Annotated in this window: 15 protein-coding genes; 9 read left to right on the top strand and 6 right to left on the bottom strand. The window is 40.8% G+C overall.

All coding sequences use genetic code 11. The annotated features are described in order from the left end of the window. Positions 1 to 21: 21 nt before the first annotated feature. Entirely contained in the window at positions 22 to 1,902 is a 1,881-nt protein-coding gene (traF, locus tag ACWIUJ_RS05700; protein WP_454169534.1) for a conjugal transfer protein TraF, read from the bottom strand. A 206-nt stretch (positions 1,903 to 2,108) separates the two neighbouring features. Here traF and ACWIUJ_RS05695 point away from each other — a divergent pair, with 206 nt between their 5' ends. The 6 genes from ACWIUJ_RS05695 (at position 2,109) to folP (ending at position 7,206) form a co-directional block, all read left to right on the top strand. Continuing rightward, the gene (locus ACWIUJ_RS05695; protein WP_454169532.1) at positions 2,109 to 2,795 is read left to right on the top strand and encodes a tetratricopeptide repeat protein; all 687 of its coding nucleotides are present in this window, start codon (positions 2,109 to 2,111) and stop codon (positions 2,793 to 2,795) included. A 22-nt stretch (positions 2,796 to 2,817) separates the two neighbouring features. Then, positions 2,818 to 3,468, top strand: coding sequence for a tetratricopeptide repeat protein (locus tag ACWIUJ_RS05690; RefSeq protein WP_454150966.1), 651 nt, complete (start codon positions 2,818 to 2,820; stop codon positions 3,466 to 3,468). Positions 3,469 to 3,543: 75 nt separating this feature from the next. Further along, complete coding sequence (locus tag ACWIUJ_RS05685; RefSeq protein ID WP_454169731.1) at positions 3,544 to 4,752, top strand: aspartate kinase; 1,209 nt, start codon at positions 3,544 to 3,546, stop codon at positions 4,750 to 4,752. A gap of 8 nt (positions 4,753 to 4,760) precedes the next feature. Beyond that, positions 4,761 to 5,330: a HobA family DNA replication regulator gene (locus ACWIUJ_RS05680; protein WP_454150968.1), complete on the top strand. Its 570-nt coding sequence runs from the start codon at positions 4,761 to 4,763 to the stop codon at positions 5,328 to 5,330. 17 nt (positions 5,331 to 5,347) lie between these two features. Beyond that, positions 5,348 to 6,019, top strand: coding sequence for a DNA polymerase III subunit delta' (locus tag ACWIUJ_RS05675; protein WP_454169530.1), 672 nt, complete (start codon positions 5,348 to 5,350; stop codon positions 6,017 to 6,019). After that, complete coding sequence (gene folP / locus ACWIUJ_RS05670; protein ID WP_454169528.1) at positions 6,016 to 7,206, top strand: dihydropteroate synthase; 1,191 nt, start codon at positions 6,016 to 6,018, stop codon at positions 7,204 to 7,206. The genes ACWIUJ_RS05675 and folP overlap by 4 nt, the downstream gene beginning before the upstream one ends. 38 nt (positions 7,207 to 7,244) lie before the next feature. Here the strand turns inward: folP and ACWIUJ_RS05665 are convergent, their stop codons facing one another. The 4 genes from ACWIUJ_RS05665 to ACWIUJ_RS05650 all read right to left on the bottom strand — a co-directional run bounded on the left by ACWIUJ_RS05665 (position 7,245) and on the right by ACWIUJ_RS05650 (position 9,641). Then, positions 7,245 to 8,006: a hypothetical protein gene (locus ACWIUJ_RS05665; protein ID WP_454169526.1), complete on the bottom strand. Its 762-nt coding sequence runs from the start codon at positions 8,004 to 8,006 to the stop codon at positions 7,245 to 7,247. A 74-nt stretch (positions 8,007 to 8,080) separates the two neighbouring features. Further along, positions 8,081 to 8,404 carry a hypothetical protein gene (locus tag ACWIUJ_RS05660; RefSeq protein WP_454169524.1) on the bottom strand — a complete coding sequence of 108 codons (324 nt, stop codon included), beginning with the start codon at positions 8,402 to 8,404 and terminating at the stop codon, positions 8,081 to 8,083. 143 nt (positions 8,405 to 8,547) lie between these two features. Further along, the gene (locus ACWIUJ_RS05655) at positions 8,548 to 9,324 is read right to left on the bottom strand and encodes a hypothetical protein (RefSeq protein ID WP_454169522.1); all 777 of its coding nucleotides are present in this window, start codon (positions 9,322 to 9,324) and stop codon (positions 8,548 to 8,550) included. A gap of 11 nt (positions 9,325 to 9,335) precedes the next feature. Continuing rightward, entirely contained in the window at positions 9,336 to 9,641 is a 306-nt protein-coding gene (locus tag ACWIUJ_RS05650) for a hypothetical protein (RefSeq protein ID WP_454169520.1), read from the bottom strand. Positions 9,642 to 10,015: 374 nt separating this feature from the next. On the opposite strand from ACWIUJ_RS05650, the gene ACWIUJ_RS05645 reads away from it, so the two are divergent. Genes ACWIUJ_RS05645 through ACWIUJ_RS05635 form a run of 3 tightly spaced genes read left to right on the top strand, consistent with a single transcriptional unit; the run spans position 10,016 to position 13,323 of the window. Further along, on the top strand, positions 10,016 to 11,023 hold the full coding sequence (locus tag ACWIUJ_RS05645) for a hypothetical protein (RefSeq protein WP_454150981.1): 1,008 nt from the start codon (positions 10,016 to 10,018) through the stop codon (positions 11,021 to 11,023). Positions 11,024 to 11,041: 18 nt separating this feature from the next. Then, a complete protein-coding gene (gene xseA / locus ACWIUJ_RS05640) occupies positions 11,042 to 12,280 on the top strand; it encodes an exodeoxyribonuclease VII large subunit (RefSeq protein ID WP_454169518.1) in 1,239 nt (412 codons plus the stop codon). Between the two features lie 53 nt (positions 12,281 to 12,333). Next, positions 12,334 to 13,323, top strand: coding sequence for a catalase (locus ACWIUJ_RS05635; protein ID WP_454169516.1), 990 nt, complete (start codon positions 12,334 to 12,336; stop codon positions 13,321 to 13,323). A 102-nt stretch (positions 13,324 to 13,425) separates the two neighbouring features. Here the strand turns inward: ACWIUJ_RS05635 and ACWIUJ_RS05630 are convergent, their stop codons facing one another. Continuing rightward, on the bottom strand, positions 13,426 to 14,823 hold the full coding sequence (locus ACWIUJ_RS05630) for a 2-hydroxyglutaryl-CoA dehydratase (protein ID WP_454169514.1): 1,398 nt from the start codon (positions 14,821 to 14,823) through the stop codon (positions 13,426 to 13,428). Positions 14,824 to 14,842 lie beyond the last annotated feature (19 nt).

The following is a 14,842-nucleotide window of genomic DNA, read 5'->3' as shown; positions in this document are numbered from 1 at the left end:
TGCGCGCGATTCCCCTCTCAATTAAAAGCTCCACTGCGCTCCGATTCTAAGAGCGAGATAGTTTGAGAGTGTGTAGCCATAGATTGTAGGATTTTGCCCTAGTCCATATTGCACGCTCACATCAATGCCTAGCGCATTGATACCGCCTGTGAGGATTACACCCTCGCCATATTGACTACGCAAGTCTTTCATTGCGCCAAATTTGAAATCCACATATTTAAAGTCTGCTAAAACTCCTCCACCTATGGTTTGAGAATATGGGCTTGTGAGTGAGAGTGTGTCATTTGGGAGTAAGTCCATATCAAACGCAAAGGTTAAGAATCTTGAGAGCTCATAGCTCGCACCAAATCGCACTTGGCGGTTTAAGATAAAGTCGCGTGTTGTAAAAGCAATTTTTGGGGCGTTGATATTTTTTACCACAAGTCCAAGATTGAGCTTTTTGGCAAAACTAGGAGTATAAAGCACACCCAAATCCGCGCCAAAAGTGTGAGTTTCTTGCTGGATTAAGTCCATTCCTTTTGGCGTGACTAAACTCCCCGTTAAGTCATTGACTTTAAGTGGGGAATCATAGGTATATCCAAAGGCTTTGATAAATTTGCCAGCCAATCCAATATTGATATTACCAATACTTGTATAAATCGTATGCCCATAGCCCACAGGAAGCTCTATGATAGAGAGCATTGTGCCACTTATTCTATGATTTGCATTTGAGCTAAGGATTGAGCTATTATTGAAATCGTTCTCTTCTTTTTTCGCAAAGTTCACGCCACTCCCACTCACACTAAGCCCAAAGTAATCACAATTTGCCGCAGTAGGATTAAGGGAATCACAATCTGCGCCGTTTTTCCCCACGCCTATGATAAGTTGATTATGTGTCTTATCGATAATAGCTGAAGCATTCACAAAGGATTGAGGCAAAATCGCTATGGCGATAGCCCCGCGCCCTCTTTTGTCCTCGCTTACTTCTACTTTGCCTACGCCCTCGACATTGATATATTTTTTAGGTTTTGCTCCACCCATTTGAAACACAAGTCCATTTTGTGTAGAAATATTGATATTATTGGTTTGCAGGGTATTATCAATCATTACAAACGCATCTAAGATTTTATCCACATCGGCATCTGTCCCGCGAGGGATAGTAATACTGCCAGCTGCGGCTAGTATATCCTCTGCTTTAAACCCTTTTCCCTCGCTAATTTTTTCAATGATATTAGAGATGCTCTCGCCAGTTAAACCATTTACAATGCCACTAAGCAAGCCAGAACCTGTCGCATTTGCTGCTTTAGAGACTTCGTCTTTAATTTTATTTTGCAAATCTGGCTTATCTTTTGCATCCTTCTGCAATTCTTTGGCTATTGTATTAAGGTCATTTCCATTACAATTTTGACAACCTACCTTGTTGGCAAACTCTTTTAATTTCGTTTCATCAATAGTCTCACCACTTTTCACACCAAAAAGCTCCATTAACGCGCTCGCAAACACACCTTCGACTTTTGTAGTGCCAAAATTCACACTACCGCTCTGCGCTGTGGTCGTGGCAGTCGCGCTCGTAGTAGTCATAAATGTCGTTGTCTTGCCACTCCCACTGCTTACAGGGTCAAGGAGCTTTTCTTGTAAGACTTTACTAAAGCCTTTAATATCGCTATTTGGGTCTAAAATCATACCAGCGGCTTGCCCGATATTTTGGTCTTTTACTTGCACGCCGAAGCTAAAGCCAAGTTTGGAGCGTTTATCCGCGCCAAGAAGAGCGGGGTTGTAGTAGATTCCCCACGCGGAGTTTTTCACTGCGACACCAGCACCGCCGATACCGCTTGAGACACCACCCATAGTGCCAAACTCTAAGCCAAACAAAAACGCGCTAAAGCTAAGTGCTAGCGCAATTATTCTTTGCAATTTTTTCATAATGCCCACCTTAATTTAGGATTTCTTTCAATCTCCCTATTTAGAGAAACCAACTAACTTAAGTTTAGTTAAGAAATTATTATACCCCTTTTTTGCATTTTTGGGTGTGATTTATAGAAAAATTGTATAAATCCTCTATGAAATCAAACAAAAACACATACAAGATTGTATAATTACATCGTAACAAATGCTTATGGAGTGCGATAATGAGTAAAATACCACTTATAAAATCTCAAAGCAAAAGCCTAGCTTTGTCGGTTAGTCGGCGTTTTTGGCGTGCTTTGTTTGGCGTGCCTTTTGTGTGTGTTTTGAGTTTTGGTGCGAGTATTGATGAGCTCACTTCTTTGGAGCAATTACTTCATCACAAACAACAACAAAGCATAAGTGCGCTCCAGCGACAATGTGATAAAAGTGAGCTATACGCGTGCTTTCATTTGGGAATCTTATACAGCGGTAGTGAGAATGCAGACTACAAAGCAAGCGTAAGCTATTACGCAAAAGCGTGCGAGGGCTCGTTAATGGCAGCGTGCAATAATTTAGGTGTGATGTATCAAAAGGGACAGGGCGTGCGACAAGATGATGAAAAAGCCATAGAGCTCTACCGCGCCGCGTGTAATGGCGGAAGTGCTGATGGGTGCAATAATTTAGGCGCGAGCTTAGAGCTTGGCATTGGATTAAAGAAAAATTACGCACAAGCGGGTGTGTATTACGCTGTCGCGTGTGAAAACAAAAGCCCCAAAGGGTGTTCTAACCTTGCAGATTTAACGCTTAAAGGCAGGGGTGTAAAAAAGAATAAAGAGCTTGCTAAGCAGTATTATGGACTTTCTTGTGATTTTGGCTTACAAGAGGGCTGTGAGAAATATAGAGAACTCAATACCGCTAAGAAAAAGTAAGTAGCGTCCTTAAGGAGAGAGAATGAAAATGCAAAGATTGCTTATAGGGATTGTGTTTGTAGTGATTTTAGGTGGATGTGCGATTGGCAAGAAAGAATCTAAGCCAGATTCTCAGCTTGCTGATGTCAGTATGGAAAACATAGAAACTCCGCTAATGTTTGAAATGGTGCAGGGGTATAAAGACGCGTGTGCGAGTGGAGATTATCAAAAATGCTATAACACAGGCGTGCTCTATGCTAGAGGCGATGGCAAGACGCAATTTTACAACAAAGCCGTGCATTATTTCCGCACAGCGTGTGGTGGAGGCTATGTCAAAGCCTGCACGAAACTTGGCACAATGTTTGAAGAGGGTGTAGGTGTGCGATATAGCTTAAACACAGCATTGCGTTATTATCAAGGCGCGTGCTCGCTAAGCGAGCCTGATGCGTGCAACAACCTTGCACGATTTGCAGAGCAGGGGATTATCGTTGATAAAGACATTAAATATGCAGCACTTCTCTATGAGAAATCTTGTGCTGGAGGCTCTCCTAGCGCGTGTCTCAATATCGCTAAAGCCTACCTTAAGGGCAAGGGCGTGAGCAAAGATAAAAAAATGGCAAAGAATTTTTTTGGTTTAGCGTGTGATGCTGGCGTGCAAGAAGCGTGCAAGTCTTTTAAAGCACTTGGTGATTAAGATTGCTATGCGATAATTGCGCGTAAATTTCAAAGGTTGATTGTAAGGATATAGGGAAATATGCAGGAAAATACAATGTTAATCGTGCAAAAGTATGGTGGCACGAGTATGGGTGATTGTGAGAGAATCCAAAATGTCGCAAACAAGGTCTCAGACACGCTGAAAAATCGCAAATGTCGCCTTGTAGTCGTGGTCTCGGCAATGGGTGGCGAGACAGACAAATTACTAGGGTTTGCTCATCATTTCTCTAATCTCCCAAATACACGCGAAGTGGATATGATGCTAAGTGCTGGAGAGCGTGTGAGTAGTGCGCTTTTAGCCATCGCGTTAGAATCTATTGGGATTAGGGCGATTTCACTTTCTGGGCGCGGAGCGGGAATCATCACAGAAAATCTCCACACAAAAGCACGCATTAAGCGCATTGATACAAGTCATATACAAGCATTGCTTGATGAAGGGTATGTCGTAATTGTCGCAGGATTCCAAGGAGTGAGTGAAAAAGATGAGGTAACCACACTTGGGCGCGGTGGGAGTGATTTATCCGCGGTAGCTTTGGCTGGGGCTTTGAGTGCAGATATTTGTGAGATTTATAGCGATGTTGATGGGATTTATACCACCGACCCACGCATAGAATCTAAAGCAAAAAAGATTGAAAAAATCAGCTATGATGAAATGCTCGAGCTTGCCTCAATGGGTGCAAAAGTGTTACTTAATCGCTCTGTTGAGCTTGCTAAAAAACTCAGTGTAAAACTCGTATCAAAAAGTTCATTTACACAAGGTGAGGGGACGATTATCACAAATGAGGAGGACATAATGGAAAAGCCCATTGTAAGTGGCGTGGCACTCGATAAGAATCAAGCACGCGTAAGCATTGTCGATGTGGCAGATAGACCGGGCATTGCTGCAGAAATTTTCGGTGTGCTCGCACAAAGCAATATCAATGTGGATATGATAGTCCAAACTATCGGGCGTGATGGCAAGACAGATATTGATTTTACGATTCCACAAACTGAAGTAGAGCTCGCTAAAACCGTGCTTGAGCGATTTAATAGTGATGTAGGAAATATCGAGTATGATTGTGATATTGCGAAAGTATCAATCGTAGGCGTGGGAATGAAGTCGCACACAGGTGTAGCAAGTATCGCGTTTAACGCACTCGCAAAAGATAATATCAACATTATGATGATTGGCACAAGTGAGATAAAGATTTCTATGATTGTGGATATTAAATATGCTGAGCTCGCTGTGCGCGTGCTCCATAGTGTGTATGAGCTTGATAAATAAGGCGGGCAATGGAGAGAGCATTAAAGCTTGATGTGTGGCTTGATAAAGAGATTAGGCAAGCTGATAATAAGGGCATTATGAGCGGGTGGTTGCACGAGAGGCGATTAGAGATTGTCCCGCTTTTCCGTCAAACGCTTTTACATATTATTGGTGGCGGAAGTTTGATATTACTCACTGATACGCAATACAAATGGCTTGGGAACTATATCACTCAGCATATCAATCCGCCAAACAAAACGCGCCCATTTTTTCCAATCTATGAGTTAAGTTCGCTTGGATATATGATTGATAAATCATTGCGAGATTCTGAAGATAAGATGTTTAGCGTGATTGTCAATATGCTTAATCTTTCGTTTAAAAAATACGCGTTTTGGTATATCGGCAGGCGCAATCCACGCGCGGAATTTGTGCTTTCTCAAAGCCATTCATTTGTGTGGCTAGTCGATGAGAATCTCCCTAAAACCTTTAACCTTAGCTCAAGCGATGAACTCCTTGATTATAAGTTATTGCAACTTTATAGGTTGTTTGAAAACGCGCTTTGTGCGAGTGCATTTGGGCAAATTTCTTTAGAGTTTTGACACATTAAAGAGGGGATATGATTAAAGACAATGCAGATAAGAGCGAGGAGTTTTTCGTAGGGGAGCTTCATATTTGCGCACACGCCCAAAATCTCATCAACAGCATTATCGCACCTCTAAGTGGGGAAGAGTATGTCGTGTTTTATCCTAAAGATGATAAGGGCAAGGAAATGGAGTTTGGCATCGCGCTAGCGAGGGAAGTCATCGCCCAAAGTTATCTTGCAAGCGCAAAGAAGCGATTTATCATTTTAAGTGCGCCAAAATTTAGCATAGAAGCACAAAATGCTTTGCTAAAGATTCTCGAAGAGCCACCTAAAAAAGTGCAATTTGTGATGATTGTCCCAAATAAAAATGCCATTTTACCCACTATTATTTCGCGTTTGCAATGCACCAACCACAAAGACACAAAGGCTTTACCACTTTTTTCACTCAATCTCGCGAGGTTAAATTTGGAAAGCATTTATGAGTTCCTTAGAGAATGTGATAAAGCCAATCGCACACCACACGAAGTCAAAGAGCATATCCAATCACTTCTCATCGCCGCACATACCTATAAGATTCCCCTTAAGCAAGCGCATTTGCAAGATTATGATAGGGCGATAAAGCAAGCGGATAATTATGGCAGGGAAAGCTTTATCTTTCTCCCGCTTTTGCTAAAAATCCTCCATATCAATAAGGGCAAAAAATGACCACCACACGACTAAATCAAAGCACCATTTTGCAATCTCTAAAGCGCGTAGGAAGCGATAAAGCTGGCAATACAATAATGAGTAAAAAAGCACAAATGCTTTATTTTGAAATTAAAGATTTAGACTTTGTGCCAAGCGCGATTTTAAAGCAAGAGGCATTAAGTTTGGGTGCGGAGTATGCTACGCCACGAGAGCAGATTCTCTACAAGGGGCAAAAGCAAGGTGTGCTTATCATTTCTCAATCTCAACTTGAGAGGCTTTGTAAAAAGTTGCACCACCAAGAATTTGGGTTAAAATCGTTGGCAAAAATGTTGGAATCCCATTTAGATTCTCAAAGCAATGGTGCATTTGCTAAGACTTTGTGCGAGCCAAAGTCGCGCATTATGCCTATCGTCAATATCACGCCTGATAGCTTCTATGAGGGCTCGCGTAATGATAGCAAGCAGGCTATTGAGCGCGTATATGCGCTTTTGCAAAAAGGCTTTAGCCTTATTGACATTGGCGCGGCAAGCTCGCGTCCGGGAAGCGAACTCATAGAATCTAGCGTAGAAATCGCACGCCTTGAGGGCGTGTGTAATGAGATAAAGAGCCAAAACCTCCACACCAAAGCCACTTTTAGCATTGATACTTATAATCCGCAAACTGCGCAATACGCACTAGAGAGCGGGTTTAAAATCATTAACGATGTGAGTGGTTTTAGCAATCCACTAATGGCAAAAATCAATGCAAGCTATGGCGCGTATGCTCTGCTAATGCACTCTAAAGGCACACCAAAAGATATGCAAAATACCACAAACACCAATTACGCGGATTTATTTGGCGAGATTGATATGTTTTTTACGCGCAAGATTGAGGAGATTCTCAACGCTGGGGGCAAAGAGATTATTTTGGATATAGGGTTTGGCTTTGCGAAGACACAATCCCAAAATCTCGCATTAGTCAATCATCTCGCGCATTTTAAGCACTTTGGTTATCCATTACTTTTGGGAGCGAGCAGGAAAAGCACGCTAGGCGAGATTACAGGCAAGCCAGCCAATGAGCGATTAAGTGCGACTTTGGCTCTGCATTTACTCGGTGTGCAAAATGGCGCGGACATAGTGCGCACACACGATGAGGACGCACATTTAGATAGTTTGTTGGTGTTAGAAGCGATGAGGGAAAATTCTTTAGGGCAGGGCGTGTTATAGAATTTAGATTCTATAACACCTGCTAAATAACAGGGAGTCTAAAACTCCACTCCCATTTCAAGCATTCCAGCGTAGTTGTTGCTTGCAGGATAGTGCAAAGGCGTATTGTCATAAGTGATAGTCTCTGAGGCGTTAATATGCTGGAATCTACCAACAGCACGGATAAATACCACATAATCATTTTCAAATTTATAGCTCACACCCACATTGGCATTAAGCTCGAAGTTGCCAATTGACCTTGATTCTGCAATTTCATTGCTCTGATAATAACGAAAGGCTACGGGTTTAGAATATGTATAACCCATAACTAGCCAGCCATAGCCCGCACCATAGCTTAGTATAAGGTTTGACGCAAGAGGGACTTGCCCATCGATTTCTATGCCCAAAAGTGCTTGCACATAGCCAAAGTTCTTTTTGTGTGGGGTATTAAGAGTAAGACCAAGCGTGAAGTTTATAAAAAGTGGAGTTTGCTTGCTAAGCACATTTCTGCCTAACTTTGCTGTAAAATCCACAAAAATTGCATTAAGTGAAGTAGCAAAGCTAGCAGGAAAATTGCTCCCCTGCAGAGTATTTCTCCCACCACCTATGCGCACATCAGTATCAAACTTTATGCGTTGATTGTGGATAAACCCTCCACCAGCATATAAATAGCCCACACTGCTACTAAAGTCAGAATCTAACGCATTAAAAGAATAGCTCCCCACACCTAAACCAACATTGCCGTAGTAGCATTTTTTTACTTCACAATATTCTTTAAAGGTGCTAGAGGCGAAACTTGCTGCACTAAGATAAGTTGCCAATCCTAGTGCGAAAGAAATAAGGCATATTTTTATGTAAAATAAATGCAACTTTATTACCAATTCTAAATTAGGAGTTAAAATAACGGAATCCTTCCCTTTGTTTCAGGAATATCCAAGTCGCAGTTTTTAAAACCATTGACTATTCCACAAATGCCATAAGCTCCAAGACCAATAAGAATATTAGCTCCCAATGCAACCCAAAACTCACCCTTAATCTCTTTCATCTCTTCTTCGCTCAGCACAGCGACATTTACGCTGTTAGCATTCGCACCAAAGAGCATTTCCATATCTTGCTTTTGCAAACCTGTTGTAGGTTTTTGTGAGATTGTCTCACCTGCATTAAGAGAGCAGATTCCTAACATTGCTACTAAGAGCACTGAAAATACTGACTTGTTCATAATGAGCTCCTTGGGAAAATTCACCTTAGAGCCTGTTATCACTAAGGCATATTTCAATTATAGTAAAAAAACAGCCATAAAATAACAAAGTTACAATATTTAATACTTGTTGCGATAGGTTACTTTTTGTTGTCATAAACTATCTAAAACTCCACTCCCATTTCAAGCATTCCAGCGTAGTTGCTACTCTTAGGATAGCTTACAAGAGCATTGTCATAAGTTGCCTCGCTTGAAGCACCAATGTTTTGGTATCTGCCAATAATACGAGCGAAGTAAGCATAGCCACCACCAAACTCATAGCTAATCCCCATACTTGCATTGACTTCAAAGTTTTTAAGAGAATTTTCAATCTTTGCAGATGTATCATTACCATACCAATATCTGGCATAGAGCCAACCATATCCTGCACCATAGGTAAGCTTAAGATTCTCTCCTATTGCCACATTGCCATCTAACTCCACGCCAAGCAACGAATATGCACGACCAAAGCTATTTGAAGGAGTTTGACTTACCATACTACCAAATATATTGATAAAGAGCGGATTGTCTTTACTCAGCACATTAAATCCCCCCTTTAGCTTTGCATCATAATAGAAATACCCCGCATTTGTCTTTAGTGTAGTTGGGAATGTGCCTTTAAGGTTGTTTTTCCCAGCACCTATACGCACATCAAATCCAAACTGCGCTCTTGTACTCCATACATACTTCGCGCCAATATAGAGATAATAGGCTTGTGAAAGGACATCACTTGCATTTAAGTTGTAATACGCCCCACCAATGCCAACACTCTCATAGAGACAATATCGCTCTTTGCAATCCGCACTTGTAACACTTGTATCATAACTCGCGGCACTGAGACTTAAGGTCGTTAGAACCAATATGCTACAAACAAACCCCAAAATCCTATATCTTATCAACATAAGAATCCTCCCTAGAATCTAAATGGGAATTTGAATGAACAATCACCTTTCCCAAAAATCCTACAACCTGCATATTGTGCCCCGCCAATGCCTAATGCCCAACCGAGTGAAACGAGGAATCCCTCTCCTTGAACCTCTTTCATTTCCTCTTCGCTAAGCACAGCGATATTTACGCTGTTAGCATTTGCACCAAAAAGCAATTCCATATCTTGCTTTTGCAAACTTGTTACAGGTTTTTGTGAGATTATCTCACCTGCATTAAGGGAGCACATTCCCAATACCGCCACTAAAACCATTGAAAAAACAGACTTGTTCATATTGAACTCCTTGTGTTGAAATATTATGCCTTGCTTTTTAAGACAAAACATAAAGGTATTGTATATTAAAAAATAGTATATGTCAATAATTTATTCAACATATTTTTGAATTTATTAGTATTTAGTTACAAAAAAATTATCCTATATCTTAAACGACAGCATTAGAGAAAGCGAGGAACTTTTATGCTGTGTCCTCAAGTGATTGTGCATTTGCCTATATGACAAAGCATACGAGAAATTATAAACAAAAAGGGGAGATAAAAAGTAAATAGGTGCTTAGATAATATCTGCTTTAATGTATGCAGTTTTGCCTCGCTTTTTGTTATAATTTTGCCTTTAAAGATTCTGTAATTTTGTGTCTTAAGGAGAGCGCAATGCCAATGCAAAAAATCATCACGCGTAAATCTCAAGAGGAGTTTTTGCTCCACCACGACTTTGAAAAGGCGCAACTCCAAATTATGAACTCTCAAGAGATAAAAGAGCAATATGAGAGTGTAACGCGAAAATCTATCTATGCCTTTATGCAGGCGACAATGGACGATAATGGTGTCAAGGGCATTGATACTTCTGGGATTATCGATGTCGAGCAAGTCAATGCGTATAAAGAACGATTGCGCGAAGTGATTGAAGATTCTGTGGAGACTATTAAGGTGCTTTTAGAGGGATATGAGGCTTTTAGTTATGCGGAGGTGAATGATTTGTTTGAAGCTGTCTCAAGGCATCTCCCAGCACATAGAATGCAAAAAATCTCTCGCACGGCGTATCGCCAATACCAAGAAATCCTCTTAGCAAGAATCCAAGAATCTCTCAAAGAACTTCCCGATGAAGAAAATAAAATGCTTGTAGAGCATTATGAAGAAAACAGAGAAAACATTATCCTTTTGCAAGATACGCTTAAAAAGCTCGATGACCCACTCACTAGAGAGCAGCTTTTAGCCACTTCAAGGACAAAGCTCCTTATCGTGCAACTCTTTTTGCCAAATATTTTAACCGAAACTTATGATAAATATTTTAACAACACACCACAAAAGCTCGAACTCGTAGGCAAGATTATGTCTCTTACAGGACTTTACACCAAAGACCAGCTAAAGGTGCTCCCTATCGAGCAACTCCAAGAAATACACGAGGAAATACTCGAGCATAATCGCCAAGAAGAAGAGGACAAAAAAGTGTTCTTAAAATACTCACAAGCCATTTCTGAGGCTATGTTTAACAATGATGATGATACATTTAGTGAAGTGTGCTCAATCGCAGTTACGCATCTAACCACCACCCAACTTCAAATGCTCGTAGAATATATGTCAAATCAAAACCCACTTTTTACCGCGAAGTTTGAAACCATAATGCGCGAATATAAGAAAAAAATGAACTTTAAGCGATAGTGTAGCCCTTAATAAAATATGCAAGTTCTCACGCCAAGCACGCTTAATAGCCAAATAAAAGCTCTTTTGGAGAGCACATTTTTACAAGTAAGTGTAAGAGGCGAGGTAAGCAATCTTACCATTCATAGTAGCGGTTTTATTTTTTTTAGCCTTAAGGATAGCAATTCTCAAGTGCGCTGTGTGATTTTTAAAGGCAATGCAAGCAAGCTAAGATTCCAAATGCAAGAAGGATTAAACCTCATTGTGCGTGGAAGTGTGAGTGTATATATACCGCGTGGCGAATACCAAATAAACTGCCTAGAAGTCCTGCCAGATGGTATAGGTGAGCTTTCGCTCGCCTATCAGCAGTTAAAAACCTCGCTTCAAGCAAAGGGATATTTTGATAACAAAAAGCCAATTCCAGTATTTCCAAAGCGTGTGGCGGTGCTCACCTCTACCACAGGTGCGGTAATAGAGGATATTAAAAAAGTCGCACAAAAGCGGTGGAATCTTGCGAAGTTTTTTGTGCTTAATACCCTCGTGCAAGGCGATAAAGCAAAGGAATCTATCGCTACAAATATTGCATATATTGATAGCTTTTTTGGGACGCCTAAAGGCTTTGATGTCATTATCATTGGTAGGGGCGGAGGCAGTATGGAGGATTTATGGGCGTTTAATGAAGAGATTGTCGCGGACGCTATTTATAGTGCTAGGACACCAATCATTAGCGCAGTAGGGCACGAGAGTGATACGGTGATGAGTGATTATGTCGCTGATATGCGCGCCCCTACGCCAAGTGCTGCGATTGAAATGCTATTGCCCGATAGATTTGAGTGGCTACAACGAATCGATGATATAAGTGAGAATCTTACACAAAGTTTTACACAAGTGTTTCTTGCTAAAGTTGAGCAGTTAGGATATTTAAAAGAAATGTTACAACATTTAAGTTTTGAAGGGGCAATCAATGCAAAGCATTCGCAACTTGCAATGCTTGAGGAGAGTATAAACTTCGCTATTCAAAGAGCGTTAAAAGATTGTGAGTTTGCGCTTAGCCCACTTCCAAATGCTCTAACGCAGGGGATAACACATAGATTTGAGTGCGCCACAAATGACATAGAGCAATTATGTAATGCCATAAGCGCGCGAGACCCACACCGTTTAAGCGCGTTTGTGCAGATTGAAAAAGATGGGGAAATAAGGACATTGCAATCCTTAGTAAGTGGTGATGAGGTGCAACTCATAGGAATCTCACAATCTAAAAGCGCGAAGATTCTCTAAAGAAAGTTTTATGCTACAATGTTTGGATTGTAAATTATTGTAAGGAAGTAAGAATGCAAAAAAGAATTTCACAAACTTTTGTTTGGAATGGACTAAAAGTGCTTGTTGTAGTATTTTTGGGATTTTTTGGTGTGCTAAGAGCAGATGTGCAAGATGATGCACAAGAGATTGTAGAGTATTTTTACACACTTAATGCAGAGGAGGCAAATCCACATAAAAAAATCAATCACGCTAAGGGTTTTTGCGCTATTGGGGAGTTTATCCCTAATAAAGAAGTGGCAAAGGACTTTGCTATCCCGCTTTTACATAATAAAAGTAAAGTGAAAGTGCGATTTTCTCTAGCAGGTGGGAATCTAAAACAAAGCGATAAGTCAAAAAATCGCTCCTTAGCACTAAAAATACAGGGTAAAAATGACAGCTGGGAAATGGCAATGACAAATGCGAGGATAAATTTTGCCACTAATGCGAGTGAGTTTAAGCAGTTTATGCGATTGCAAGTGCAACAAAAAGAGGGTAGAATCACGCAAGATAAGGCAGATAAACAACGAGCAAAAGTGCGCTCGTTTGCAAACTTTGCCAAAGAAGTTCAATCTCTGCCAATTACACCTAGCTTCGCAAATAGCGCGTATCATAGCGTGCATACATTTGGGTTTTTGCAATCAAATGGAGATTTGCTTTTGGCGCGCTTTAGCTTTATCCCAAAGGCGGGTATAAAGGGTTTAAACAAAGAAGAATTAGATGGACTAAATGATGAATTTTTAGAATCTGCGTTCAAAAAAGCACTATCAAAAGCTCCTGTGGAGTTTGATTTGACGCTTATTGTGCCAAATAAAACTGATAGGATTAAAGACACTGCATCAGTTTGGGAAGGAGCAAGAGAGAGCATCGTTCTTGGCACGCTAAAAGTTAGTAAGTTTGATGGGTATGGTTGTAATGGCGAAGTTTTTATGCCAAGTAATTTGCCACAGGGTATTCAAGCACCAAATGATGATATTTTTGAGCTACGCAACCTCGTGTATGCACTTAGTGCTTCAAAAAGATAATCTTAGTTTAGGTGATTTTAGTGATTTGTTGTGAGGTTTGTGAAAATTGAGCGTTTGCAACCCTTGAGATTGTAGAATCTCAAAGGGGTTGTGGCTCATATTTTATGCTTCTTGTAATGCTTTTTCTTGCATTTCTTTTTTTGCGTTTGAAAGCATTAGTTTAATGCGGTTTTCTTGATTGACACGCGTAGCACTTGGGTCATAATCGATTGAAACAATGTTGCTTTGCGGGTTTTTCTCCTTAATGACTTTCATCATTCCGCGTCCCACGATGTGGTTTGGCAAGCAACCAAAAGGTTGCGTGCAAATGACATTATTTACACCTTGCTCGATAAGTTCAAGCATTTCAGCAGTAAGCAACCAACCCTCGCCCATATTCATCGCTTCACTTACATAGCCATCAGCAAGTGATTTGGTGTGTTTGAAAGTTGCTGGTGCGCGAAAAACCCCGTGTTTTTTAATGATGTTGATAAGGTCTTGTTGTTTGCGACAAAAATACTCAAACACGATTTTATAAATAATCCTTGTGGAGAGCTTACCACCATACATTTTGTTTTCCACAATGCTATCGTTTATGCAGTAAAGACAAAAATCCAAGAATCCCGGTATCACAACCTCGCAATTTTCTTGCAACAAGAAATCCTCTAGGTTGTTATTCCCAAGTGGCGAGAATTTGATATAAATCTCCCCCACGATTCCCACTTGCACCTTGCGTTCTTTGCTTCTAGGGATAGAGGCGAAGTCATTGAGAATCTCCATCATATCGCGTTTTTGTGCTTTATAGTTTGTAAGTCCCGCGTTTGTGCCCACAGTGCTAAGTCTAGTTACCCATTTATCCACCATCGCGTCAGTATCGCCTTTATTAAGCTCATAAGATTTGCATTGATTAGCGATATTCATTAGCAAATCCCCATACACAATCGCAGATAGGAGGTTTTGTAGCATTGGACGCGTAACGCTAAAGCCTTGACCGCTTTCTAACCCGCTAAAGTTGAGCGAAATCACAGGGATTTGCCCAAATCCAGCTTTATTCAACGCCTTACGCAAAAGGTGGATATAATTACTCGCACGGCAACCACCACCTGTTTGTGTGATGAGCAGGGCGACTTTGCTTAAATCCCATTTACCACTTTTAAGCGCGTCTATCATCTGTCCAATCACAAGCAAAGCAGGATAGCAAGTGTCATTATGCACATTTTTAAGTCCCTCATCAACCACGCCTTTGCCATCGTTATGAAGCAACTCCGCCTTATATCCGTGCAAACGCAAGATATTCACTAAGAAGCGGAAGTGAATGGGGAGCATCATTGGCACTAAAATGCTGTGCGTTTCTTTCATCTCTTTTGTGAAAGGGACTTTGATAATTTCGCGTTCGCCTTTTAGTGTGGCGTTATTGCTTGCCACACCCACATTCCATTTTTGCACATTTGGAAGATTATTTGCAGAATCTAAGCCTTGAAACCCCATAAACCCTTGTGTCATTGTCATTTTTTGTGTCATTGTGTATCCTTTGTGTTGA

This window comes from Helicobacter sp. 23-1046, assembly GCF_053654635.1.
Note: the sequence above shows the minus strand (reverse complement) of the source record. Positions and strands in the feature narration are given on the sequence as shown.

Excerpts from the sequence above, each read along its gene's own strand:
- traF (WP_454169534.1), bottom strand. The coding sequence starts at position 1,902 with ATGAAAAAATTGCAAAGAATAATTGCGCTAGCACTTAGCTTTAGCGCG.
- ACWIUJ_RS05695 (WP_454169532.1), top strand. The coding sequence starts at position 2,109 with ATGAGTAAAATACCACTTATAAAATCTCAAAGCAAAAGCCTAGCTTTG.
- ACWIUJ_RS05690 (WP_454150966.1), top strand. The coding sequence starts at position 2,818 with ATGAAAATGCAAAGATTGCTTATAGGGATTGTGTTTGTAGTGATTTTA.
- ACWIUJ_RS05685 (WP_454169731.1), top strand. The coding sequence starts at position 3,544 with ATGTTAATCGTGCAAAAGTATGGTGGCACGAGTATGGGTGATTGTGAG.
- ACWIUJ_RS05680 (WP_454150968.1), top strand. The coding sequence starts at position 4,761 with ATGGAGAGAGCATTAAAGCTTGATGTGTGGCTTGATAAAGAGATTAGG.
- ACWIUJ_RS05675 (WP_454169530.1), top strand. The coding sequence starts at position 5,348 with ATGATTAAAGACAATGCAGATAAGAGCGAGGAGTTTTTCGTAGGGGAG.
- folP (WP_454169528.1), top strand. The coding sequence starts at position 6,016 with ATGACCACCACACGACTAAATCAAAGCACCATTTTGCAATCTCTAAAG.
- ACWIUJ_RS05660 (WP_454169524.1), bottom strand. The coding sequence starts at position 8,404 with ATGAACAAGTCAGTATTTTCAGTGCTCTTAGTAGCAATGTTAGGAATC.
- ACWIUJ_RS05655 (WP_454169522.1), bottom strand. The coding sequence starts at position 9,324 with ATGTTGATAAGATATAGGATTTTGGGGTTTGTTTGTAGCATATTGGTT.
- ACWIUJ_RS05650 (WP_454169520.1), bottom strand. The coding sequence starts at position 9,641 with ATGAACAAGTCTGTTTTTTCAATGGTTTTAGTGGCGGTATTGGGAATG.
- ACWIUJ_RS05645 (WP_454150981.1), top strand. The coding sequence starts at position 10,016 with ATGCCAATGCAAAAAATCATCACGCGTAAATCTCAAGAGGAGTTTTTG.
- xseA (WP_454169518.1), top strand. The coding sequence starts at position 11,042 with ATGCAAGTTCTCACGCCAAGCACGCTTAATAGCCAAATAAAAGCTCTT.
- ACWIUJ_RS05635 (WP_454169516.1), top strand. The coding sequence starts at position 12,334 with ATGCAAAAAAGAATTTCACAAACTTTTGTTTGGAATGGACTAAAAGTG.
- ACWIUJ_RS05630 (WP_454169514.1), bottom strand. The coding sequence starts at position 14,823 with ATGACACAAAAAATGACAATGACACAAGGGTTTATGGGGTTTCAAGGC.